This window comes from Promicromonospora sp. NPDC110617 (assembly GCF_055598465.1).
The window spans coordinates 589,922-613,012 of sequence record NZ_JBVKBM010000003.1; the positions used below are offsets into that span (position 1 = coordinate 589,922).

20 protein-coding genes are annotated in these 23,091 nt (G+C 73.2%); 13 read left to right on the forward strand and 7 right to left on the reverse strand.

The genetic code is table 11. The features are described from left to right. Positions 1–31: 31 nt before the first annotated feature. The 3 genes from ACZ7LE_RS20410 to ACZ7LE_RS20420 form a co-directional block, all read right to left on the reverse strand. Positions 32–1,120, reverse strand: a complete 1,089-nt coding sequence (locus ACZ7LE_RS20410; protein WP_470405066.1) for a MerR family transcriptional regulator — start codon at positions 1,118–1,120, stop codon at positions 32–34. Between the two features lie 124 nt (positions 1,121–1,244). Further along, the gene (locus ACZ7LE_RS20415; RefSeq protein WP_470405067.1) at positions 1,245–2,201 is read right to left on the reverse strand and encodes a ribonuclease Z; all 957 of its coding nucleotides are present in this window, start codon (positions 2,199–2,201) and stop codon (positions 1,245–1,247) included. A 79-nt stretch (positions 2,202–2,280) separates the two neighbouring features. Next, positions 2,281–2,619: a hypothetical protein gene (locus ACZ7LE_RS20420; RefSeq protein ID WP_470405068.1), complete on the reverse strand. Its 339-nt coding sequence runs from the start codon at positions 2,617–2,619 to the stop codon at positions 2,281–2,283. A gap of 205 nt (positions 2,620–2,824) precedes the next feature. Here ACZ7LE_RS20420 and ACZ7LE_RS20425 point away from each other — a divergent pair, with 205 nt between their 5' ends. Continuing rightward, positions 2,825–4,207, forward strand: coding sequence for a hypothetical protein (locus ACZ7LE_RS20425; RefSeq protein WP_470405069.1), 1,383 nt, complete (start codon positions 2,825–2,827; stop codon positions 4,205–4,207). Positions 4,208–4,267: 60 nt separating this feature from the next. On the opposite strand, the gene galE is transcribed toward ACZ7LE_RS20425, so the two are convergent. Continuing rightward, positions 4,268–5,290: a UDP-glucose 4-epimerase GalE gene (gene galE, locus ACZ7LE_RS20430; RefSeq protein ID WP_470405070.1), complete on the reverse strand. Its 1,023-nt coding sequence runs from the start codon at positions 5,288–5,290 to the stop codon at positions 4,268–4,270. A gap of 54 nt (positions 5,291–5,344) precedes the next feature. Here galE and ACZ7LE_RS20435 point away from each other — a divergent pair, with 54 nt between their 5' ends. Beyond that, positions 5,345–6,052, forward strand: a complete 708-nt coding sequence (locus ACZ7LE_RS20435; protein WP_470405071.1) for a LysE family translocator — start codon at positions 5,345–5,347, stop codon at positions 6,050–6,052. On the opposite strand, the gene ACZ7LE_RS20440 is transcribed toward ACZ7LE_RS20435, so the two are convergent. Continuing rightward, positions 6,049–6,951 (reverse strand): winged helix-turn-helix transcriptional regulator, encoded by a 903-nt coding sequence (locus tag ACZ7LE_RS20440; protein ID WP_470405072.1) that lies wholly within the window; start codon positions 6,949–6,951, stop codon positions 6,049–6,051. The two genes, ACZ7LE_RS20435 and ACZ7LE_RS20440, sit on opposite strands and share 4 nt — an antisense overlap. A gap of 213 nt (positions 6,952–7,164) precedes the next feature. Here ACZ7LE_RS20440 and ACZ7LE_RS20445 point away from each other — a divergent pair, with 213 nt between their 5' ends. The 4 genes from ACZ7LE_RS20445 (at position 7,165) to ACZ7LE_RS20460 (ending at position 11,806) form a co-directional block, all read left to right on the forward strand. Next, positions 7,165–8,418 carry an MFS transporter gene (locus ACZ7LE_RS20445; RefSeq protein WP_470405073.1) on the forward strand — a complete coding sequence of 418 codons (1,254 nt, stop codon included), beginning with the start codon at positions 7,165–7,167 and terminating at the stop codon, positions 8,416–8,418. Between the two features lie 103 nt (positions 8,419–8,521). Next, the gene (locus ACZ7LE_RS20450; protein ID WP_470405074.1) at positions 8,522–10,009 is read left to right on the forward strand and encodes a tyrosine-type recombinase/integrase; all 1,488 of its coding nucleotides are present in this window, start codon (positions 8,522–8,524) and stop codon (positions 10,007–10,009) included. A gap of 172 nt (positions 10,010–10,181) precedes the next feature. Beyond that, complete coding sequence (locus ACZ7LE_RS20455; protein ID WP_470405075.1) at positions 10,182–10,598, forward strand: YciI family protein; 417 nt, start codon at positions 10,182–10,184, stop codon at positions 10,596–10,598. A 38-nt stretch (positions 10,599–10,636) separates the two neighbouring features. Further along, the gene (locus ACZ7LE_RS20460; RefSeq protein ID WP_470405076.1) at positions 10,637–11,806 is read left to right on the forward strand and encodes an RNA polymerase sigma factor; all 1,170 of its coding nucleotides are present in this window, start codon (positions 10,637–10,639) and stop codon (positions 11,804–11,806) included. Here the strand turns inward: ACZ7LE_RS20460 and ACZ7LE_RS20465 are convergent. Then, positions 11,772–12,620, reverse strand: a complete 849-nt coding sequence (locus tag ACZ7LE_RS20465) for a TioE family transcriptional regulator (protein WP_470405077.1) — start codon at positions 12,618–12,620, stop codon at positions 11,772–11,774. The two genes, ACZ7LE_RS20460 and ACZ7LE_RS20465, sit on opposite strands and share 35 nt — an antisense overlap. Positions 12,621–12,712: 92 nt before the next feature. Between ACZ7LE_RS20465 and ACZ7LE_RS20470 the strand changes: the two genes are divergently transcribed. From ACZ7LE_RS20470 to ACZ7LE_RS20500, 7 genes are all read left to right on the forward strand, one after another. Continuing rightward, positions 12,713–13,984, forward strand: a complete 1,272-nt coding sequence (locus tag ACZ7LE_RS20470; RefSeq protein WP_470405078.1) for an erythromycin esterase family protein — start codon at positions 12,713–12,715, stop codon at positions 13,982–13,984. 304 nt (positions 13,985–14,288) lie between these two features. Further along, positions 14,289–15,239: a DNA-binding protein gene (locus ACZ7LE_RS20475; protein WP_470405079.1), complete on the forward strand. Its 951-nt coding sequence runs from the start codon at positions 14,289–14,291 to the stop codon at positions 15,237–15,239. Between the two features lie 94 nt (positions 15,240–15,333). Further along, on the forward strand, positions 15,334–15,762 hold the full coding sequence (locus ACZ7LE_RS20480) for a VOC family protein (protein WP_470405080.1): 429 nt from the start codon (positions 15,334–15,336) through the stop codon (positions 15,760–15,762). A 180-nt stretch (positions 15,763–15,942) separates the two neighbouring features. Beyond that, positions 15,943–17,175: a DUF222 domain-containing protein gene (locus tag ACZ7LE_RS20485; RefSeq protein WP_470405081.1), complete on the forward strand. Its 1,233-nt coding sequence runs from the start codon at positions 15,943–15,945 to the stop codon at positions 17,173–17,175. Between the two features lie 83 nt (positions 17,176–17,258). Continuing rightward, positions 17,259–17,639: an HNH endonuclease signature motif containing protein gene (locus tag ACZ7LE_RS20490; protein ID WP_470405325.1), complete on the forward strand. Its 381-nt coding sequence runs from the start codon at positions 17,259–17,261 to the stop codon at positions 17,637–17,639. A 136-nt stretch (positions 17,640–17,775) separates the two neighbouring features. Continuing rightward, entirely contained in the window at positions 17,776–19,770 is a 1,995-nt protein-coding gene (locus ACZ7LE_RS20495) for a S9 family peptidase (RefSeq protein ID WP_470405082.1), read from the forward strand. A gap of 318 nt (positions 19,771–20,088) precedes the next feature. Beyond that, positions 20,089–21,588 carry a CehA/McbA family metallohydrolase gene (locus ACZ7LE_RS20500; RefSeq protein WP_470405083.1) on the forward strand — a complete coding sequence of 500 codons (1,500 nt, stop codon included), beginning with the start codon at positions 20,089–20,091 and terminating at the stop codon, positions 21,586–21,588. Here ACZ7LE_RS20500 and ACZ7LE_RS20505 read toward each other — a convergent pair. Further along, the gene (locus tag ACZ7LE_RS20505) at positions 21,578–23,083 is read right to left on the reverse strand and encodes an MFS transporter (RefSeq protein WP_470405084.1); all 1,506 of its coding nucleotides are present in this window, start codon (positions 23,081–23,083) and stop codon (positions 21,578–21,580) included. The two genes, ACZ7LE_RS20500 and ACZ7LE_RS20505, sit on opposite strands and share 11 nt — an antisense overlap. Positions 23,084–23,091: the final 8 nt, after the last annotated feature.

The window sequence follows — 23,091 nt, forward strand, 5'->3', positions numbered from 1 at the left end:
GTGGACAGCGGGACCTGGTCAGGCGTCCAGGTCAGGCGTCCAGCTCGATGACGACGAGCGCGTAGTTGTCGGGCGCGCCCGCCTCCTCGACGGCGTCGGCGAGCTCCTGCCCGACGGCGCCGGGGTCGCCCTCGCGGGTCAGGAGGGCCGCGAGGTGGTCGGCCGCCAGCACCGCGTGGACGCCGTCGCCGGTCAGGACGAGCCGGTCCCCGGGACGGACCTCGGTCGTGGCCAGGTCGGGCCCCTCGTCGGAGTGCCCGCCGGTCCCGGCCGGGACGAGCGCCCGGTTCAGGAGGTTGCGGTCCTCGTGCGATCGCGCCTCGTCCTCGGTGAGCCGGCCCTCCTCGATCAGCGCCGCGACCACGGTGTGGTCCCGGGTGAGCTGCTCGGCCCGGCCGTCCCGCACGAGCCACAGCCGTGAGTCGCCGACGTGCGCGCTGAAGAGCGTCGAGCCGACCAACAGCGCCGCGGTCATGGTGGTGCCGAAGTGCCTGGGATCGGCGAGCGTGGCGGCCTCGGCGGTGATCGTGCGCTGCGCCTCCGCGAACGCGGCGCCCAGCGCGGCCGCCGGGTCGCCGTCGGCCGCGTTCCAGCGCTCGTCCATCGTGGCGAACACGTCGACGGCCAGGCCGGCGGGCACGGGGCTGTCGTGCGGTCCGAACCCGTCGGCGACGACGAACAGGCAGCCGCCCGCATAGAGGGCGTCCTGCTGGGCGGCGCGTGCGCCCTGGCCGAGCCGCCAGGCGCCGCGGGCCGTGAGCGTGGGGCCTGAGATCTGCATGATGGTCTCCTTCGTGCGCAGGTGTTCGACGACGGAGGCGACGATGTCGCGGCGCGAGGCCGTGTCGGCCTCGACCTGGCGCCAGTACGCCCGCACCTGGTCTGCGGCGACGCCCGCCGGCGCCGACGCGACCTCGCGGATGCGGGCCAGGGGCATGCCGATCAGGCGCAGCCGCGCGACCAGGCGGGCCCGGTCGAGCTGGCCCGGCGCGTACCAGCGGTACCCGGTCAGCGGGTCCACCCGGTCAGGCCGGAGCAGGTCGAGCTCGTCGTACAGGCGCAACGCCTTCGGCGTCAGGCCGGACGTCCGGGCAAACTCGCCGATGCTCAGGTACTCCACGTCGTCATCCTCGTCCCCGGCGTGGGTCGCCGGTGCTCAGGAGACTGGTGGTTCCCCCAGGGTGAAGGTCAACCAGGGTGAAGGACAATCAGGGTGAAGAACAACGGGTGGAGCGGCACGGGCCTCACCGCCGCCGCGGCACCGCCACCCGGTCCAGGTCGGCCGCGACCGTGAGCTTGCCGTCGAACACCGTGCGGGCCTCCCTCTCGAACTCGTCCGGGTCGGTGTACCGCTGCGAGAAGTGGGTCAGCACGAGGCTCCGGACCCCGCACCGCGCGGCCACCGTCGCAGCCTCCAGCGCCGTGAGGTGCCTGTGGGCGTGCGCGAGGTCCCGGTCCCGGTCGAGGTAGGTCGACTCGATGACGAGCAGGTCCACGCCGTCGGCCAGGTCGTCGACGGCGTCGCACATCCGGGTGTCCATGACGAACGCGAACGACTGGCCGGGCCGCGGCTCGCTGACGTCCTCCAGCCGGACCACGCCCCGCTCGGTCCGCAGCGTGCCCTCCTGCGCGAGGCGTCCGACGTCGGGTCCCGAGATACCCGCGGCGGCCAGGCGCTCCGGGACCATGCGGCGGCCGTCCGGCTCGTCGAGCCGGTACCCGTAGGCCTCCAGCGAGTGGTCCAGGCGCGCGGCCCGCAGCACCGCCGGTCCGTGCAGCTCCCCGGGCACGCGCGGCACGACGCCGTCCCGGCTCAGCCCCTGCAGCGCGAGCCGCTCCTGGTGGTAGTACGCGGTGGAGTCGCACAGGTTCTCCACCCAGCGGCGGCCGGACGCCGGGAACGTGATCGGGATCGTCTGCGGCACCGCGTCCAGGCTGATGCGCTGCACCACGCCGGCCAGGCCGAGGCTGTGGTCGCCGTGCAGGTGCGTGATCGCGATCCGGGTCAGCGCCGTCGCGGAGACCCCCGCGTGCAGCATCTGGCGCTGCGACCCCTCGCCCGGGTCGAACAGGATGACCTCGTCGTCCCAGAACAGCACGTAGCCGTTGTGGTTTCGGGTCCTGGTGGGCACCTGGCTCGCGGTGCCGAGCGCGACGAGCTCGCGGCTCGAGACGCGGTGGTGGGCCGGACGTTGGAACACGCTCGCATTGTGTCCCGGGCGCCCGCTGTCGGCACGGGAAAATCTCCCGATAACGACTAGGTCCTTAACTTTCCAAAGATCACCCGCAGCCGGGCAAGACGTTCAGCGGGTCGCACCCGTACCGCGCCTGGGCCAGCACCAGCACCGCCCAGCAGAAGCCCGCCAGCATGGCCCCGCCCACCAGGATGTTCAGCACCGGGTAGGCCCCGCCCTGGATCGCCGGGGTCAGCGCGAGGCCTGCGCCGGCAAGCAGGCAACCCAGTGCCACAATGGTGATTGGGCTGGTCAGAGCGTCGGAAGCCGAGAGCTGCAACCACCCGAACCGATCACCCAGCAGTGTCAGCGCGACGTACGGAAGAGCGAACGCGAGCGCCGCGATGGCGCGCCAGTCCATGACCGAAAGCTTCGCCAGCATCATGACCTCCCCTTTTGCCCTGCCCCAGACGGTGGCCAAACACCCACCGTAAGTGTTAATAATCGGGGGGCGGTCCGCTATCTTTGGTAGTGATTTTCACAGAATCCGACATATTCGTACGATCTCCACTTTCAGGACTCTCGCGCAGATGGCACCCTGTGGCGCGTCGTAGCGCCAACGGCGGCACGGCTGTCGAGAAAGGACGCGCATGGCGAGGGACGAACGCGTGGGCAAGCCCGCGTACGCAGCGGTGTCGACCCGGATCACCGGGATCCAGCTTGCTGGGGCGCGCCTGCGAGAGATAGCCGTCGTGCGCGTCGACGAGCGCGGCGGGGTGGTCGACGAGTGGTCGGCCGTCCTGCACCCCGACGGCGCGTGGATCGCGCTGGCCGACGTCGCCGCCACCCTGCGCGAGCGCCTGTCGCAGATGGCGATCGTCACGCACAACGGCCGGCTCGGCGTCGAGGTGCTGCGCAACGAGCTGTCCCACCTGGGCTGGGAGCTGCCCACGCTCGCCCAGCTCACCATCATCGACGCGAGCTACCACTACCTGCCCGGCCTGGTGCACCGCCGGCTGTCGGACTGCTGCACCGCCGCAGGGGTCCCGTACGAGGGCGGTCTGCCGAACTCCAGCCCGCTCAGCGAGGCGCGGGCCGTGGCCGGGCTGCTGGCCCGGTTCGTGCAGAGCGCGACCGGCCTGCCGGACCTGCCCGAGCTGCTGCAGGTCACCCTGCGCGCGTGGGTCTACCCGTGGCCGGAGGGGCCCACGCGGGCCGCCGACGCCCCGCGGCCGTGGCCCGGCCGGCGGGGTCCCGGCGTCCTGACGACGCTCGGCGGCCAGCCGCTGGCCGACGCGATCGCCGCCGTCGCCGACGTGCGGACCAACGGTTACCTCTCGCTCCTCGCGGAGACCCTCCAGGACGGGCGGCTGACGCCGGAGACCGCCGCGGGGCTGGCCGAGGCCGAGCCGCTGTACCGGCTGACGCCCGAGGCCGCCGCTACCGCCCGGAAGGCGTTCTTCGACGCGCTGGTGCGCCAGGCGATCGAGGCCGACCGCTACCACCTGGAGGCGCGTCAGGAGCTGTGGCGGGTCGCCGACACGATCGGCTGCGCCCGGGACTCGGTGATCGAGCCGATCGTCGAGGCCACGCCGGTGGACTTCCCCAAGCTGGTGGACGAGTCGGGGTCGAAGAAGCCCACCGACGGCCGCGGCCGGGCGACCCCGGCGCAGATGCGCGCCTGGGCCATCGCCAACGGGTTCGACGTCGAGGGCTACATCCGCCTGCCCTGGTCGATCGTGCGGGCCTTCGAGGAGGCGCACGCCGAGCCGGTGGACCGCACGATGCGCCAGACGGTGCGCGAGGAGCCGGCGGCGAACGAGCGCACCTCTCGCCAGGACTCCCGCCAGGACTCGCGGTCCGCGCTCGGACCGGAGCTGCGGCCCATCCTGATGCCGGCTCCCCGGACCGACGCCCGCGCTGATTCCAGGGCTGATTCCCGGCCGCCGCTCGGCCCGGACCCGGACGAGGGCGTGCCCCAGCTCGACTTCGACCGGCTGGAGACGCCCCCGATCGGCAACCCGCTGGTCTGACTGGTCCGGCTCCGGCGACGTCGCCGGGGTCGGACCTGGGTCAGGCGGTGCCGGCCGGGCTCAGCTGCCCGGGAAACCCTCGGGGTTCTGAGACTGCCAGCGCCAGGTGTCGGCGCACATGTCGTCGATGGTCTTGGTCGCGTACCAGCCGAGCTCCGTGTTGGCGCGCGTCGGGTCGGCCCAGAAGGCGGGCAGGTCGCCGGCGCGGCGCGGACCGATCTCGTACGGCAGCTCACGGCCGACCGCACGCTCGAACGCCTTGAGCAGCTCCAGCACCGACGTGCCGGTTCCGGTCCCGAGGTTGAACGCCCGCGCGGGTTCCACCATGTCGTCCAGGTGCTCCAGGGCCGCGACATGCCCGGCGGCGAGGTCGGTGACGTGCAGGTAGTCGCGCTCGGCCGTGCCGTCCGCCGTCGGGTAGTCGTCCCCGAAGACGGTCAGCCGCTCGCGCCGGCCCACCGCGACCTGCGCGATGAACGGCATCAGGTTGTTCGGGATGCCCTGCGGGTCCTCACCGATGTCGCCGCTCGCGTGCGCGCCGACCGGGTTGAAGTAGCGCAGCAGCGCGACCTTCCAGCCCTCGGAGATCTGCGCGATGTCCGACAGGACGCGCTCGATCATCACCTTGGTCTGCCCGTAGGGCGACGACGAGGACAGGTGCTCGTAGTCCTCCCGGTACGGCACGGGGGCCTTCTCGCCGTACACCGTGGCCGACGACGAGAACACCAGCTTGGTCACCCCGTACTTCGCCATCGAGGCGGCCAGGGCGAACGTCGAGTCGAGGTTGTTGCGGTAGTACTCCAGCGGCTTCATCACCGACTCCCCCACCGCCTTGAAGCCCGCGAAGTGGATCACGGCGTCGATCCGCTCGTGCGCGAACAACCGCTCGGTCTTGTCGGCGTCGGTCAGGTCGAAGCCGTGGAAGGGGATCGCGCGACCGGCGAGCGCCTCCAGGCGGCCCTGCACCGAGGGCTTCGAGTTCGAGAAGTCGTCGACGACGATGACGTCGTGACCGGCGGCAACCAGGGCAAGGACGGTGTGTGAGCCGATGTAGCCGGCTCCACCGGAGACGAGAACGCGCATGCCTCCAAACTACCGGCTCGGTTGCGCCGGACGGGCACTGGTACGTTCGCGCGCGTGACGATCCCCGAGGCGATGCTGTTGTTCGCGCTGGTCGCGATCCCGCTGACGATCATGCCGGGCCTGGACAGCGCGCTGGTGCTGCGGACCGCCGTCGTCAGCGGCCGCAGGCACGCCTACGCCACGGCGCTCGGCATCAACGCGGGCTGCCTGGCCTGGGGCGTCGCGGCCGCCGTCGGCGCGACGGCGGTGCTCGCCGCCTCCGGGACGGCCTACCGGGCGCTGACCCTGGCGGGTGCGGCCTACCTCGCGTGGCTCGGCGGCCGGATGCTGTGGTCCAGCTTCCGCGCCGGGCGGTACGACGCGCTGCCCGACGCGCTCCCGGATGCTTCCCCGGGTGCTCTGCCTGGTGCTCTGCCTGGTGACCTGCCGGTTGTCGAACGGTCGGCCTGGCGCTCCTTCGCGCTCGGCGCGACGACGAATCTGCTGAACCCCAAGGTCGGCGTCTTCTACCTGGCCACGATCCCCCAGTTCCTGCCCGACGACGTGCCGCACCTCCTGATGGGCCTGCTCCTGGCGGTCGAGCACGACGTGCTCGGGCTGATCTGGCTCGCGCTGCTGATCAACGCGGCGGGCCTGGCGAAGCGGTGGCTGTCCGGGCGCGCGATCGCGCGGGTGACCGACCGGGTGACCGGCGTCGTTCTGCTGGTCCTCGGCGGGCGGATCGGCTGGAACGCGCTGACGGGGCAGGCCCGGGCGATCTAGCCGCGCCCGGGCTGCCCCGTCTGTGCACGCCCGGTCTCCGCGCGGACGGCGTCCAGCATGTCGTCCACGGAACCCGCCGGGTCGGTCACCGGCGCCTGGACCCGGCGCACGGTGCCGTCGGGCGCGATCAGGAGCGTGGTCCGCTTGAGCCGGTCCGTCCCGGCGGCGCGGAACACGGGCAGGCGCAGGGCGGACGCCGCCAGGCCGTCCTGGTCCGAGGCCAGCGCATAGGGCAGGCCCGCATGCGCCGCGAAGGCCGCGAGCTGGTCGGGGCGCTGGGTGGACACGCCGAGCACGCGGGCGCCGGCGTCGGCCAGCGCCGCGGTCCGTCCGGCGTACGTGACGCACTCGAGTGTGCAGCCGCGGGTGCCGGGGATGTCGCTCCAGCCGGCGGGGTACCCGTCCGTGTCGGGGGCGTAGGCGCCCGGGAAGAGGAAAAGCACGGTCCAGCGGTCGGGGTCCGCGAGGCTTACGGTGCCGCCGTCGTGAGCCGTGAGCGTGACGTCGGGTACCTGCGTTCCCACGAGCGCGTGCACGCGCCGCGCCTCGGCGTCGCCGACGGCGCCCGAGACGCTGCCGTCGCCCATCACGTGACGCGTCCCCCACTCCTGCAGCGCCACGAGCACGGGTACGAGCCCCTCGCCGCGGCGGGTGAGCCGGTAGTCGAACCGGGGCGGGTGCGCCGAGTACGGGACCCGCTCCAGGACGCCGTCGTCCACGAGCCGGCCGAGGCGTTCGGTCAGTGCGCGTCTGCTGAACCCGAGCTCGTGGGCGAGCGCGTCGAAGCGTGAGACGCCGGCCGCGGCCTCGCGCACGATCAGCAGGCTCTGCCAGTCGCCGATGACGCCGAGCGACTGCGCGATCCCGCAGTCGGCGTCGGCCAGGTCCTCCTTGCGCATGCGGCCCATCCTCTCGCACGTCGTACCTCTCGTACGGAATTCCCCCCGCACGCCACTCCTCTCGCACGGCATCGCCCGGGTGCCGTCTCCCGGTCCCGGTATCCGGGCCGCGTTGCGCCCGCCGCCGTCCTTCTGCCACTGTACCGCCAGTGGGTTTCAAAATGGAACTCACTCGCCCCGATCGAACTCATCGGCTCACCGTGGAGGCACACCATGACGACGACGGTCCCGACCGCCGCACGCTCCTTCTGGACTTTCTGGGCGGCCACGACGACCAGCAACATGGGCTCGGCGGTCACGACGATCGCCCTGCCCCTGACCGCCGTGCTCGTGCTCGACGCCGGACCGTTCGAGACCGGACTGCTCGCCGCGGCGTCCTACCTGGCCTGGATCGTCATCGGGCTGCCCGCCGGCGCGATCGTGCAGCGCTGGCCGCTGCGGACCACCCAGATCGTCACCGACCTCGTCCGGGCGCTCGCCATCGTGTCGGTGCCGCTGGCCTGGTGGGCCGGTCACTTGACCCTGGCCCAGCTGTTCGTCGTCGCGCTCACGCTCAACTTCGCCGAGGTGCTCTTCTTCAGCGCCAGCACGACGTTCATCACCTCCGTCGTGCCGCGGGACCAGCTCACGAGCCGCAACTCGCTCATGTCCGGCACGCACGCGGTGACCGAGCTCGGCGGGCCCTCGCTGGGCGGGCTGGCCGTCCAGCTCGTCGGCGCCGCGCCCGCGCTCCTGCTCGACGCCGTGTCCTACGTCGCCTCCGCCGTGCTGCTGCGCACCCTGCCCGAACGCCGCCAGCCGGGCGACGACGACCCGACCCCGCTGCGCCGCCGGATCGCCGAGGGCTGGCGGTTCGTCACCGCCCACCCCGTCCTGGCGCCGTGCACCTGGTGGGCGTGCGTGGTCAACACGGTCTGCGGCGCCCAGCACGCCCTCTTCGCGATCTACCTGGTTCGGGAGCTGGACGCACCCGCCGCCGTCGTCGGGCTGCTGCTGGCCACCGAGGGCGTCGGGGCCCTGCTCGCCGCCTGGGCCACGCCCTGGCTCGTCCGGCGGATCGGCTCCGCCCGCGTCGTGCTCCTCGTCGGGCTCGTCGGATTCGCGGGCGCGCTCCTGATCCCCGCCGGCATCGGCCGCTGGGGCTGGGTCTGCTTCGCCGTCGGCAACCTCGTCTTCGCGGCCAGCGTGGTCCCCGGCAGCGTCGTCACGCGTACCTACCGGCAGGTCGCGAGCCCGCCCGAGCTCCTGTCCCGCGTCATGGGCACCGTGCGCTTCGTGTCCTGGGGCTGCATCCCCCTGGGCGGCCTGATCGCCGGCGCGGTCGCCGAGACAGCCGGGACCCGTGCCGTGCTGCTCGGGTCGGCCTTCGTGCTGCTCGCCGGCCCCGCGATCCTCGCGGCGAGCCCCGTGCGGCGCCTGCGGAACCTCGAGGACCACGAGCGCGAGCCGCAGCACTCCGCGGCGTGAGCAGTGCACGACACGCCGCACCCCGACACGCGCGCCCCGACACGCACTCCGACACGCACCGCGCGACCATGACCAGGCGGAACGCCCCGACTACGCTGCCCCCGTGGCGTACACCGAGCAGCGCACCGACTCCGACGGCCGCACCGGCTACATCGGCCGGTACCGGGTCGACGGCCGCCTGCGCAGCACCCGCCGCTTCACGGTGCGGCGCGAGGCGCTCGCGGAGGCCCGGCGGCAGGAGGAGGCGGGCAAGCACGCCGAATGGATCGACCCGTCCGCGGGCCGGGTCACCGTCGCCGAGTGGTTCGCGACCTGGCAGGAGGCGCGCGTCGACCGCGCGCCGCGCACCATCGAGGCCGAGCGCGAACGCTTCCGCTCGCTGGTCGCCCCGGCCTTCGGCGAGCGGCCGCTGCGGCAGGTCACCCACGAGGACGTCGCCCGCTGGGCCGCCACCATGGTCTCCCCCACCACGGGACAGACCGCCTCGCCTGCCCGCCGTCGGGACGCGGCCCGCCTCCTGGTGGCCCTGCTCGACGCCGCCGTCGACGCGCGCCGCCTGCGCACCAACCCCGCGCGGACGCCGTCGGGCAAGGTGCCCGCCCTGCCCCGCGCCCCGAAGACCAAGCCGCACCGGTACCTGTCCCACGAGCAGCTCCGGCGCGTCGCGGACGCGACCACCTCCGCCCAGACGCGCACCCTCGTGCTGCTCACCGCCCTGACGGGCCTGCGCTGGGGCGAGGTCAGCGCGCTGACGGTGGCCGACGTCGACCCGCTGCGCCGCCGGGTGCACGTCACCAAGGCGTACACCCGCCTGGACGACGGCACGCTGCTGCTCGGCGACACCAAGACGCACGCGCGTCGCGAGGTGCCGCTGCCGTCCTCCCTGGCCCCGGCCGTGGCCGAGCAGGCGGCGGGGCGCGCGCCCGGCGACCTGCTGTTCACCGGCGCCCGGGGCACCGCGCTGCGGCGCGAGAGCTTCGACCGGTCGGCGTTCCGGCCCGCCGTCCTGGCGGCCGGCCGCGCCGTCCGCACCCTGCGCGAGGCCCTGGGCCTGGGCGGCGCCGGGCCGGGTGCCGCCGGACCGCACGCCAGCGGCCTGTACGACGAGGGGGTGGTCGCCGCGGTGCGCCGGCTCCAGTCGGACGCCGGCCGGGAGGCGACCGGGATCTGCGACCCGGCGACGTGGGCCCTGGTGGCCGACGGGGACCGGGCGCGCGAGACGATGACGCGAGGCGAGAAGGTGAGCCGGACCCGGCTGCTGACGGCGTTGTCGCGCACCACGCTGGGGCCTGGCGCCGAGGACTTCGACACGCTCACCCTGCACGACCTGCGCCACACCGCGGCGTCCCTGGCCATCTCGGGCGGCGCGACGGTCAAGGCGGTGCAGCGGATGCTGGGGCACGAGTCGCCGGTCCTGACGCTGTCCACCTACGCCGGGCTGTTCGAGGACGACCTCGACGCCCTGGGCGAGACGATGAGCGCCGCGTTCCAGGCGGCCGCCGTCGTGCCGGGGGCTGACGGGGGTGCGCACGGCGGCGGTGGGCCGGCGGCGGTCACGCCGATCCGGGCCGTGCGGAGCAGGGCGGGCTGAGGAGCAGGGCGGGCTGACCTGCGCGTCCACACGGTCCAACTTTTTTCTCGCGGATCGACGATCCTGATGTCGAGAACGCGAGAAGGGCTCCGTCCTAGGGTCGAGGGCGCGAGACCGCGTCCGTACCGAGTTCGGACGGGCCCCACGGGGCCCGGGACCCAGGGAGAGAACCATGGCGAAGTACCTGCTGCTCAAGCACTACCGGCGCGGCGGCCCCGAGTGGGTGCCGGGCACCGACGTCCCGATGGACCAGTGGACGCCCGAGGAGATCACGGAGCACATCGACTACATGCGCCGGTTCGCGGACAAGCTCACCGAGTCCGGTGAGTTCGTCGGCGAGGGCGCACTGTCCCCGGAGGGCACGTTCGTCCGGTACGACGGCGAGGGGCGCCCGCCCGTGACGGACGGGCCGTTCGCCGAGACCAAGGACCTCATCGCCGGCTGGATGATCATCGACGTCGAGTCCCAGGAGCGCGCCTACGAGGCCGCGGCCGAGCTGTCCGCGGCGCCCGGCAAGGACGGCCGGCCCATCTACGAGTGGCTCGAGGTGCGGCCGTTCCTCGGCGAGGACCTGACCATCAGCGAGTGACGGTCAGCAAGTAACGGTCAGCGAGTGAGAGGCCTGGTGTGGACCACGACGCAGTGAACGACCAGATGCGGACGCTGGCGCCGCAGGTCCTCGGCGTCCTCGTCCGTCGCGGAGCAGACTTCGCGACGGCCGAGGACGCCGTCCAGGAGGCCCTCATCGAGGCCGTCCGGCACTGGCCCGAGGACCCGCCGGACGACCCGAAGGCCTGGCTCCTGCGCGTGGCCGGCCGCAAGCTGATCGACGCCCAGCGCTCCGAGGCCGCCCGACGACGGCGGGAGGAGCGGGTCCACGACGAGCCGCCGCCCGGGCCCACCGAGCAGTCGGACGACACGCTGCTGCTGCTGAGCCGCTGCTGTCACCCGGCGCTGAGCCCGGCGTCGGCGATCGCGCTGACGCTCCGGGCGGTCGGCGGGCTGACGACGGCGCAGATCGCGCGGGCGTTCCTGGTCCCCGAGGCCACGATGGCGCAGCGGATCTCGCGCGCCAAGCGCACCATCACCGGCGAGCGGTTCGACACGCCCGGCGACGTCCGCGCGGTGCTGCACGTGCTGTACCTGATCTTCAACGAGGGGTTCACCGGCGAGATCTCGCTCGCGGACGAGGCGATCCGGCTGACGCGGCAGCTCGCGGCCGCCTCGGCGGCGCGTCCCGAGGGCGCAGATCCCGAGATCGCCGGCCTGCTGGCCCTCATGCTGCTGCACCACGCCCGCCGCCATGCCCGGTACACCGCCTCCGGCGAGCTGGTCCCGCTCGACGAGCAGGACCGCTCCCGGTGGGACACCGCGATGATCAGCGAGGGGGTGGAGGTGCTGCAGGACGCGCTCGGGCGGGACCAGCTCGGGCAGTACCAGGTGCAGGCCGCCATCGCGGCGCTGCACGACGACGCCCCGACCGCGGACGAGACGGACTGGTCGCAGATCCTCGAGTGGTACGACGAGCTGGCCCGTCTCACCGACAGCCCGGTCGTCGCGCTGAACCGGGCCGTCGCCGTCGGGCAGGTCGACGGCCCGCGGGCGGGCCTGGCGGCCCTGGCCGAGATCGACCCGGGGCTGTCCCGGTGGGACGCCGTGGCAGCCCACCTGTACGAGCGTGCCGACGACGCCGCCGCGGCGATCGACCACTACACGGCCGCGGCAGACCGGGCGGCGAGCTCGGCCGAGCGCACGCACCTCATCAAGCAGGCGGCGCGGCTGCGGGCGGCTCGCTGAGGTAGGCGTCCAGCGCGGCAGCCCCCATGAGCATCGCCCGCCCGCGGTCGGTCAGGCGCCCGTGCCACTCGTGCAGCGTCGCCTCCAGGGGCTCCAGCCCGCCGGCCGCGCGGACCCGGCCGACCAGCGGGACGATCTGCTCCAGGAGGTACCCACCGCGCCGGAGCTGGTGGGTCAGCCGGGCGTCCCGCTGCGCGGCCTCGTCGTAGACCCGGTAGCCGGTCTGCGGATCGCGCCGTGGACGCACCAGGCCGGCCCGTTCCCAGGTGCGCAGGGTCGCGGGCCGGATCCGGAGCGCGGCGGCGAGCGGACCGATGAAGGTGTCGCCGGGTCGCGGGGCGTCCGGCGCCGTCCTTGCATCGGCAGAAGGGTTGGCACCTGCGTTGGCACCTGCGTTGGCACCGGTGCTGGTGGTGACCGTGGTGGCGCCGCGTCCGCGGTTCGCGTGGGTGTCCGTCCTCGCGAGGTCGAGCTCGCGCAGCGCGTCCTCGACGGCGCGGAGCGTCCGGCGGTCGTCCAGGAGCTGGGCGTGGCTCTCGTCGATCAGGCGGAACGCCTCGCCGGCCGCCCCGTCGTGCACGGCTCGCAGGATCGCGGCCGCCGTCCGGTGCCCGTGCCCGGGGACCAGGGCGAGGAACGCGCGCAGGGCGCGCGCGTGCTGAGGCGTGTAGGTCCGGTACCCGGACGGCGTGCGGACGGCGGCCGGGAGGATGCCGGCGTCCTCGTAGTTGCGGACCGCCTGCGTGGACAGACCGTGCTCCCGTGCCAGGTCGACGGGCCGCAGCCGATCGACGCTTTGAGGGTTGGGCCGCATCCACCTACCTGTTCCGGGCGTTCCTCTGGGCTTTGTTCCGGCGGGTGCCGGCCCCAGGTCTCAACCGAGACGTCAACGATACCGTTGAGGGAATGGTGAGAGACCTCGAGCACACCGTTCATCCCCTTGATGCCACTGCCGTCCTGCGCCTGTTCCCGGGCCGGCCGCGGATCCTCGCCCTGGGCGAACCCACCCATGGTGCGGGCGCGCTGCTGAGGCTGCGCAACGAGCTCTTCCGGCAGCTAGTCGAGCAGGAGGGCTACCGCACGATCGCCCTGGAGACCGACTGCCTCGCGGGGCAGGTCGTGGACGACTACGTCGCCACCGGCGAGGGCGATCTCGACGACGTCATGGCGCGTGGGTTCAGCCACGAGTGGGGTTCCTTCCCGGCCAACCGCGAGCTGGTGCGCTGGATGCGCGCCTGGAACGAGCGTGCTGACGGCGAGCATGCCGGCGATGCGGGTGCCCACATCGTTCGCGCCGGCGCGGAGGGCCGGCCCGATGCCGGACGGCTCCGGTTCGCGGGCTTCGACGGGCCGCTGGAGATCCACGCGGCCGCGAGCCCCCGGGCAGCGCTCACCGCCCTGTACGAGTACCTGTCCACACGTATTGACTCCGATCTGCTGCCGTGTGCCGCGGACGTGCTCGACCGGATGATCGGTGCGGACGCCCGCTGGACCGAACCCGCCGCCATGATGGACCCGGCGCGGTCCGTGGGTCAGTCCGCCGAGGCCAGGGAGCTGCGCCTGCTCGCCGACGACCTGGCGATGCTCCTCGACACGCACGCACCACAGCTCATCGCCACCTCCACGGCGCAGGAGTGGGACCGGGCGCGCCTGTACGGACGCACCGCGACCGGGCTGCTGCGCTACCACTTCTGGATGGCCGACCCCTCGCCCGCCCGCATGACCCGGCTGCTCGCGGTACGCGACGCGATGATGGCCGACAACCTGCTGGGGCTCGCCGAGCGGGGCCCTCTGCTGGTCAACGCGCACAACAGTCACCTGCAGCGGGGCATGAGCACGATGCGCATGTGGGACCATCCGCGGCTGGAGTGGTGGGGCGCCGGCGCCCTGGTGGGCGCTCGGCTGGGTGAGCGGTACGGGTTCCTGGCCTCGGCGGTCGGCACCATCCGGCACCAGAGCGTGGACGACGCGCCGTCGGACAGCATCGAAGGGCTGCTGTCCGCGCTGGGTGCGGACCGGTCCGTCGTCGACGCCCCGGGACTGGCCGCGCTGATCCCGGACCCGGTGGCGCGGGTGTCCCCGTGGTTCGGTTACGCGCCGCTGGACCCGGACCAGCTCGCCGACCTGGACGGGATCGTGTTTCTCCAGGACGTTCCTCAGGACGTTCCTGGGGAGTGATCCTGCGTCCGCGTGTCGGTCCGGTCGGATCGTCGGCCCAGGTGCCGCGGATCTGAGACCGATCCCCCGCCGGATTCGATGCTCACTATCTGCTCCTCGGGTGCCGAGTAGTGCCCTGACAGAGCCAGCTAACCCCTGTTGTTTGGCCGATTCTGTGTCCACTGCGCACCCGCTTCAGGAAAGCGGGTGCGCAGTGTGTGGCGCAAAAGTAGGAGTAGGATTACGCTACTACTCGTACTACTACGGGGGACGGCGGCGGTCTGAAATACGGACAGTCGAGACGACGACGTGAGCGGGGAACGACGTGCGAGACAGGGAACGGGTCTTCCAGGCGGCGGACGCACTGGCGGCCGAGGGTGCGGCGCTGACCGTGACGAACGTGCGCGAGCGAGCTGGCTGCTCCAACGCCACGGCGACGAAGTACCTGCGGGAGTGGCGTGACGCGAAGACCGCCGAGGACGACGCGCGCAGCGCGCTCCCGGACCTGCCCGCCGCGGTGAGCGCGCTGGCGGAGCGCGGTCTGGACGCCCTGTGGGGTGCGGCCGTCGAGGCGGCGCGGGCTGAGCACGAGGCGGCAGCAGCGGCGTCGGACGAGGCGCTGAGCGCCGTCGTCGGCGAGGCGGACGCCCTGGCGGCGCGCGTGGACGAGGCCGACGCCGAGCTCGCACAGTTCCGCGCCCTGCTGGAGACCGCGCGCGAGCAAGCGCGCTCGGTCCAGGACGAGCGCGACGCGGCCGAGGAGGCCCAGGCCGACGCCGCGGCGTCGGCCGCCCGGCTGCAGGGCGAGCTCGACGCCGCGCGGCGAGCGCTGGAAGCCGTGCGCGAGGAGCTCACCGAGGTGCGGGCGGGGGCTGCGGCCGCAGAACGTGCGCGGTCCGAGGCGGAGTCGGCGCGCGCACAGTCGGACGGTGCCGCCGTGGGCCTGCGCGAGTCCCTGACGGACGTGCGCGGAGCGCTGGAGGTCGCACGTGTCGACGTCGCGCAGGCGAACCGGGACCGGGCCGACGCCGAGGCCGCGCGCGCCGGCGCCGAGGCCTCCGTGGCCCGGCTGGAGGGCGAGCTCTCCGCGTCGCGGGACGCGCTGGAGTCCGCGCGCAGGCAGGCGGCGGAGGCCGAGCAGGCGCGCGCGGCTGCGATCGCCGGCCAGGCCCAGGCCGAGGGCACCGCTGCCGGGCTGCGGGAGGCGCTGAACGCGGCCGCCCGACGCGGCGACCCGTCCGGGACCGAGTCCGCCGTCGCGGCGCAGGCGGGGTGAAACAAGGGCGAAAGTGCGGTTGAAAACCGCCCCTGAGCACCAAGAACACCCGCAGTTCCCGGCGAGTGTCAGTGTCCGGTGCTGAGATGGCGGCATGAGCCTTCGAGGATTTTCCACCATCAACTACTGGGCCGACGACGTCGCCGCTGCCTCCGCCTGGTACACCGAGGTGCTCGGCGTCGAGCCCTACTTCCAGCGCTCCGGACCGGACGGCACGCCCGCCTATGCCGAGTTCCGGATCGGGGACAACGAGGCCGAGCTCGGGATCGTCAGCCGGGCCTACGCGCCCCCGGGGCTGCCCGACCAGCCCGGGGGCGCGCTCATGTACTGGCACGTCGACGACCTGGAGGGAACGGTGACCCGGCTCCTGGAGCTGGGCGCCACCGAGTACCAGCCCGTCACCCCGCGCGGCGACGGGGGCTTCGTCACCGCGGCGGTCGTCGACCCCTTCGGGAACGTGCTCGGCATCATGTACAACCCGCACTACGTCGACCAGTTCGGAGCGGCCGCCAAGGCCGGGTAGCACCCTCCGCCCCAAGAGTTGTCCACAGATTTCATCTTCGCCCAGCAGATCAAACACATGTTCGATAAGGTCGGAGGGTCGACACAGCAACGGAACAGGCGGGGGTGGCAGGAGATGGACTGCACGCCGGTGCCTCCACTCTCACCAGCTCCGGTGTGCGGTCCTCGTGCCCTCGAAACCGTGCTGAGCGAGCTGGACGTGCTCGCCGACGAGCTGGTGGCCTCAGCGGGCCCGGACGCGGTCGCCGGCATCGGCGAGTCCACCGGTACGGGTGGTATCGCGGTCCCCCGGCTCGTGGACGCCGCGCCGCGGCTGCGTGCACTCAGCGCCCGCCTGGACACGGTCCGACTGACCTGGCTGCCCGTGATCGAGGCCCGGCATCCCTGGCGGGCCACGGGTGCGCGGACCTTCTCGGCATGGCTCGCCAGAACGGAGAACGTCAGCACCACCACCGCCAACCGGGAGGCCCGCACCGGCCGGGTGCTGCGCGACCACCTGCCCACGACCCGCGCAGCGGCGCTCGCAGGCGGCATCGGCGTCGACCACGTCCGTGCCCTGGTGGACGTCGCACCGACGAGCGAAGCGCGCAAGGCGGCGCTGGCCGCGCCGATCGAGCCGGAGGAACTGCCGGAATCGTCCGTCGAGGCCCCGGAGGTGCCGGGCGACGGCGGGGATCGTGCCGAAGACACTGCGGATGACTCTGCGGATGACTCTGCGGATGAGACTGGCGCCGAGCTGGTTGACGACGCCGTCGACGACAAGGCTCCGGTCGATCTGGCCGCCACAGACGTCGACCTGGCGACGAACGGTGACTCCCGAACCGCTCCCCCGGTGATCACCGGCGAGGAATACCTGACCGGGCTCGCCGGTGCCTGCGACCCGGCACGCTTCCGTCGGGTGCTGAAGCGGTTCGGCCAGGTCGCGGACCCCGACGCGGACGACCGCGGCTACCGTCAGTCGACCGAACGGGAGCACCTCGAGGTCTCGCCGACGTTCGGGGGCTGGCACCTCAACGGCTTCCTGACCGACGAGCACGGGCACCTGCTGTCGACGGCGCTCAACGCGATGACGGGCGCTCCGGCCGCCGGCGACGACCGCACACCCACCCAGCGCCGGGCGCAGGCGCTCGCCGACCTGGCACGGGACGTCCTGGACAACGGCCGTGTCGGCTCGGGTGCCGCGGTGCGTCCGCACGTCCACGTCACCGTGTCCCTGACGGAGCTGCTGCGGAGCGGGCGGACGAACAGCTACGACGGACGGACCGGAGCCGAATCGTCGAATGCTGACGCGTCGAATGCCCGCCCGAGCCAGGTTCCTGACGCGTCCGGCTCGCGGCACGGGTCCGGCGTCACCGGGCCAGATCTCTCCGCCGTACCGCTGGCGGTGGCGGCGCGCTCCGTCCCGGCGACCTGACGGCGCTCACCTCTCAGCCCGCAACGTTCACCGGGGCGTCCACGACCGGAAGCGTCGTTCCGCGCGACCTCCTGCGCCGGCTCCTGTGCGACGCCGAGGTCACACGCGTCGTGTTCGGCGCCGACGGGACCGCGATCGACGTCGGACGCGCCCGGCGCACGGTGACCGGGCAGATGCGCAAGGCCGTGATCGCCCGTGACCAGCACTGCGTCTATCCCGGCTGCGACCAACCGCCCAGCCGGTGCGAGGTGCACCACGCGGTGCGGCACTGGGCCGACGGCGGCGAGACGTCCGTCGCGAACTCCGCACTCTTGTGCTGGCATCACCACACGCTCGTCGACACCACCGGGATCACGATGGCATGGGAACCGAGCGCGACACCGGACCAGCCGGGGCGATGGGGTTTCACCAGCCGCCATGGTCACCGGATCGAGTTGCCCTGGGCTCGGGACAGGGCAGCCTGATGACGGCTGCGAGCGGTCACGCCGCTAGGTTGCCTGAGTGACTTCCGCACCCGTGCCCGCCGTGCCTTCGAACCCAGTGCCCTCCAGCCCGGTGCCCTCGAACTCAGCGCCCTCACCTGCAGAGACCCCGCCTGCCGTGCCCCTGACCTCCGCGCCGGAGATCATCGGTGCCCTGCTCGACCTCACGGCCTGGGCCGTCTTCGACGTCGATCCGGAGGGGCGGATCCTCGCAGGGAACGACGAGTCCGGGAGCATGCAGCTCGTCGAGATCGCGCCCGACGGCACCCGAACGCAGCTCACGGCCCTGCCCTCGCGTTGCTCCGGCCGCTATGTGCCGGGCACTCGCCGCGTGGTGGTGCAGCACGACACCGGCGGCGACGAGCAGATGCAGCTCAGCCTCCTGGACATCGAAACCACCGACATCAAAGCCACCGATGTCGGGGCCACCGCGTCGCCCGCCGATCCACCCGCAGCCTCCTCCGCAGGCCTCTCTGTAGGTCTGCCCGCCGGCCGGCCCGCTCGTCTGCCCGCCACGCTCGCCGACCTGACTCCTCTGGTCCACGACCCCGCGTACAAGCACGACCTGGCCGACGTCTCCGCCGAGTCCGTGGTGTTCCTGACCAACCGGCGCGACGGCGTCGACTTCGACGTCGTGGTGCACGACTTGGCGACCGGCTCCGATACCACGCTGTACGACGGCGGCGGGTATCTCGTCGACGCCGTCGCCTCCCACGACCGGAGCTCCGTGGCGATCACCACCCTGAGCAGCCGGCCGCGCTCCACCCAGGTCCTCCTCGCCGGTGCGGCCGGTCCCGTCGCCGTCACGGCGGCCGACGAGGCGCTGGTCATGGCGTCGGACCACGACCGGGAGTACGCCGCCGTCGTCCGGGTGTGCCCCGCCGGCGCTCCCGGAGCGGACGGAGCCGACCGCACCGCGTGGGAGACCCTCGTCGAGGCCGACGACCACGACCTTGAGGTGGTCCTGTCCCTCGACGGCTCCGCGATGGTCCTGGGCCATCACCAGGACGGCGTCACCACCCTGGCTGTCCACGAGCACGACGGCACCCACCGCTGCGACGTCACGCTGCCCGACGACGGCGTGCCCACCATCATCTGGGCCCCGGACTCCTCACGGTTCGCCGTGCACCTGACCGCCTCCGGCGACCCTGGCTCGATCCACCTCGTCGACGCCGCCACCGGTACCGCTGACACCCTGGTCGACGGGCGCGCCCAGATCCCCGCTGGCCTGCCGATCTCGCTGCCCACGGTGCACCGCGTCCCCACCCCGGACGGCGAGCAGATCCCCTGCTTCGTGTACCGGCCGAAGGGCACGGCGATTCCCGGCACCAAGGATTCCGGCACCAAGGGTCCTGACGCCGAGAGTCCTGACCCCCAGAGCCCGGGCACCGGGGACAACGGCACCGCGAACGCCACCGGCACCATCGTCGTGGGCGCCTCCGTGGTCCTCGTGCACGGCGGACCCGAGGGAGAGGCGACTCGCCTGTTCTCCCCCGTCATCCAGGCACTCGCCGGCGCCGGATTCACCGTGCTGGTCCCGAACGTCCGCGGCTCGTCCGGCTACGGCAAACGCTGGGTCAGCCTGGACGACGTCGACAAGCGCCTCGACTCCGTGGCCGACCTCGCGGCCCTCCGCGCCTGGCTGCCCGAGCTCGGTCTCGACGTAGAGCGCAGCGCCCTCTGGGGCGGCTCCTACGGCGGCTACATGGTGCTCGCCGGCACGACCATGCAGCCTGACCTGTGGGCCGCCGGCGTCGACATCGTCGGCATGTCGTCCCTCGTGACCTTCCTCGAGAACACCTCCGAGTACCGCCGCGCCGCCCGCGAACGCGAGTACGGCAGCCTCGAGCACGACCGCGACTTCCTGGTCACCGCGTCCCCCATCACCTACCTCGACCAGCTCCGCGCGCCGCTCTTCGTGATCCACGGCGCCAACGATCCGCGGGTGCCGCTCTCCGAGGCGGAGCAGATCGCCGCGGCGCTCGCGGACCGCGGCATCCGTCACGAGCTGCGGGTCTACCACGACGAGGGGCACGGCCTGGCCAAGCGGGCGAACCGGAAGGACGCCTACCCGGCCGCGATCGAGTTCCTCACGGAGATCCTGGGCCGCTGAGCGGCCTGATCGCAGGCCGTCAGCCGGCGCACCGCGGCGCACGTGGCGCGCACGGCGGGGTCAGCGGGTCAGCATCAGCATCCCCGCGGGACAGCATCCCCGCAGGTCAGCGATACGGCGTGACAGCGATACGGCGTGACAGCGATACGGCGTGACTGCAACGCCGTGAGCCAGTCCTGCAGCGGAACAGCATGCAGCGGGGCAGCATGCGACGGGGCAGTCGTGATGCCAGGCGCCCGCGAGGCCGGGTCATCCCGGCTTCGGCGGGTCCGGGCGTGGACCCTGTGCTCCGCCCGGACCCGGGACTAGCCTCGGTGCGTGACCCGCGAGGAGCGCCGCCTGCGCCTGTCGATCGACGACCAGATCGAGAACCGGTACCTCGAGGTGCCGTTCGAGATACCGGCGGGGCGCGGCACCGACGCCCTGGAGGTCACCCTCGCGTACGACCGGGACGCCGCCGTCATCGACCTGGGGTGCTACGACCCCCAGCGGTGGCGCGGCTGGTCCGGCGGTGCCCGGTCGCGGTTCGCGATCACCCCGAACGCGAGTCCCGGCACCGCCTGGCGTGACGGGCAGGACCGGCAGGACCGGCGGGACCGGCGGGACCGGCGGGACCGGCGGGACCGGCAGGGCACCGCCACGCCCGGGTACGAGCCCGGCGAGATCGTCCCGGGCCGGTGGGCGGTGGTGCTCGGCCTGCACGGGATGCCGGCCGCACCGATCGACGTGACCGTCACGATCGCCACCGGGGCCGACGCCGGCCCGGTCGAGGACGAGCCGCCCGCGCCCGCCCCGCCGTCGGGCACCGGAGCCCTGTCTGCGACGTCCGGTTCAGCGGCAACCAGGTCGGGCCTTCCGGGCAGCACCGGCACCCGCGGCCGGACCCGGCTGGGGCGGGACCTGCCCGCGCCCGATGGGCTGACCTGGTTCGCGGGCGACCTGCACGCCCACACCACGCACTCGGACGGGACACTCAGCATCGCGCAGCTCGCGGCGGCCGCCGTCGGCCGGGGCCTGGACTTTCTCGCCGTGACCGACCACAACACGGTCTCCCATCACGCGCACCTGCCCGGGGTCGGCGCCGCGTACGACGTCTGCCTCCTGCCCGGGCAGGAGGTCACCACGCACGCGGGCCACGCCAATGCGTTCGGCGACATCGGCTGGGTGGACTTCCGCCGCCCGGCGGCGCAGTGGTTGTCCGACGTCGAGGAGCGCGGCGGCCTGCTGTCCGTGAACCATCCGCTCCAGGACGACTGCGGCTGGCAGTTCCCCCTGCGCACCGGGTTTCTGGAGCTGTGGCACATCTCGTGGTTCCTCGACCTGACCGCGACCGGACCGTGGGCCTATCTCCGGGGCTTCGGCGGCTCGGCCGATCGAGCGGGCGCCGGGTCAACCACCGAGCCAGCCGCCCAGTCGTCGGGAGCATTCGGGGTGTTGGGCGCCGGAGCAGCCCGACACCCCGTGTTCCTGGGCGGCAGCGACTTCCACACGCCCGACCAGGGCTTCCCGCCCGGCACGCCCACGACCTGGGTCGCCGCCGAGGACCGCACGCCCGAGGCGATCCTGGACGCCATCCGGCACGGCCGCACCGCGATCAGCCGGTTCCCGGGGCCGGGTGAGCCCGTCCTGGTCCGCGTGGGCGACGACCTGGTCGCGATCGACGCCGACGGCACGGTGCTGGTCGAGGGCCTGCCGGACGGCGGCACCGACCGCAGGCGGCGGGTCCATGGTGACCGCGTGACCTTCCCCGCGCCGGCCGAGCACGGCCCCTACCGCCTGGAGGCCGCCGACCGGACCCTGCTCGCGATCAGCGCGTGAGGGGCGCGTCGCCCGCTTCGCCGCCAGCCGCACCGCTGTCGCCGGCCGCACCGCCGTCGGCTGCTCCGCTCGCGGGAGCGTCGCCTGACGCTCCACCCACCGCCTCCGGCGCCGCCGGCAGGCGGATGAATCGCGACACCACCGTGCCGAGGACGAGCAGCGCGAACGGGTAGACGGACAGGTACACGCGGAACGCCTGTCCCGGGTCCGGTCCGGGGTCCGCGCCCGACCGGTAGCCGAACCACAGCGCGAGCGACGCCAGCGCCGCCGCCGTGATCAGGCCGTTGAGCCGGCCCAGCACGCCGAACGCGGCCAGGAACAGGCCGCTGCGGTGGGTGCCGTGGCGGGCGGCGTCGGCGTCGAGGACGCGGGCGATCACCAGGTCGTTCGTCGCCAGCACGCCCGAGTACCCGACGGCGACCGCGAGCCCGGCGAGGATCCCCGTGAGCAGGTCCGTCGCGAAGTACAGCGGCACGAACCCGACGGCGGCGACCGGCAGCGCGAGCCGCCACGTCCAGGCCGCGCCCCTGCGGCGAACGACGGCGGCCCACATGCTCAGCATCCCGATCGACACGGCGATCACGACGAGCTGCAGGATGCTGGCGTCCAGCGCCGAGCCACCCAGCGTGTGCTCCACGTACAGCTGCAGCCCGCCCAGCACCAGGGCCATCGCCGCGCCGTAGCAGGCGTTGACCAGCCCCACCGTCCAGAAGTGCGACGTCGACAGGATCTGCCCCACCGACCGGAAGAACTGCGGCTTGGGCTCGGCGTCGAGCGCCGGGTCCTCCCGCACGCCGAACGCCGTCCACAGGATCACCGCGGCCGCGACCACGCCGAAGATCACCGCGAGCCGCCCGTACCCGACGGCGGAGCCCTCGGTGCCCAGCACGTTCCGTGCCAGCACCGGCGTCAGCGCCAGCGCGATCACCAGCGCGACGAGCTGCGCACCCTGCCGCACCGCGTTGGCCGTGGCTCTGCGCCGCTCGTCGGTGAACAGCTCCGGCAGGAGCGCGCCGTAGCTGGCGTTGATCAGGGAGTCGGCCATCTCGGTGGTGATCGCGAACACGGCGAACCACACAGCCAGCCCCACCGCCGACTCCGCCACGGCGCCCGGCACGGAGAACAGCGCGATCGTCGTGGCCGTCAGGACCAGAGCGCCCACCACCAGGTACGGCCGACGCCGCCCCCAGCGCGAGCGCGTCCGGTCCGACAGGTAGCCGAACACGGGGTTGTCCAGCGCGTCCAGCACCCCGTAGATCGCGTACACGGTCGCGTAGACGACGGCGTCCAGGCCGAGCAGCTCCACGTACACGTAGAGCATCGAGCCCTTGACCAGGTTGATCGGCAGCGAGGTGCCGAACATGCCGGCGCCGTACCGTAGCGGCGACGTCCTGCCCGCGCCACTGCCCCGAGCGCTGCCCGACGCCGGGTCCCGCCCGGCGGACCGCGACGGGGCTCCTGCCTGCGGCGCGTCCACGGCGTCCTCGGCCTCCACGCGGGTGA

Coding starts and splice junctions, on each gene's coding strand:
- ACZ7LE_RS20420 (WP_470405068.1), bottom strand. CDS start 2,619: ATGATGCTGGCGAAGCTTTCGGTCATGGACTGGCGCGCCATCGCGGCG.
- ACZ7LE_RS20425 (WP_470405069.1), top strand. CDS start 2,825: ATGGCGAGGGACGAACGCGTGGGCAAGCCCGCGTACGCAGCGGTGTCG.
- galE (WP_470405070.1), bottom strand. CDS start 5,290: ATGCGCGTTCTCGTCTCCGGTGGAGCCGGCTACATCGGCTCACACACC.
- ACZ7LE_RS20440 (WP_470405072.1), bottom strand. CDS start 6,951: ATGCGCAAGGAGGACCTGGCCGACGCCGACTGCGGGATCGCGCAGTCG.
- ACZ7LE_RS20445 (WP_470405073.1), top strand. CDS start 7,165: ATGACGACGACGGTCCCGACCGCCGCACGCTCCTTCTGGACTTTCTGG.
- ACZ7LE_RS20455 (WP_470405075.1), top strand. CDS start 10,182: ATGGCGAAGTACCTGCTGCTCAAGCACTACCGGCGCGGCGGCCCCGAG.
- ACZ7LE_RS20465 (WP_470405077.1), bottom strand. CDS start 12,620: ATGCGGCCCAACCCTCAAAGCGTCGATCGGCTGCGGCCCGTCGACCTG.
- ACZ7LE_RS20470 (WP_470405078.1), top strand. CDS start 12,713: ATGGTGAGAGACCTCGAGCACACCGTTCATCCCCTTGATGCCACTGCC.
- ACZ7LE_RS20480 (WP_470405080.1), top strand. CDS start 15,334: ATGAGCCTTCGAGGATTTTCCACCATCAACTACTGGGCCGACGACGTC.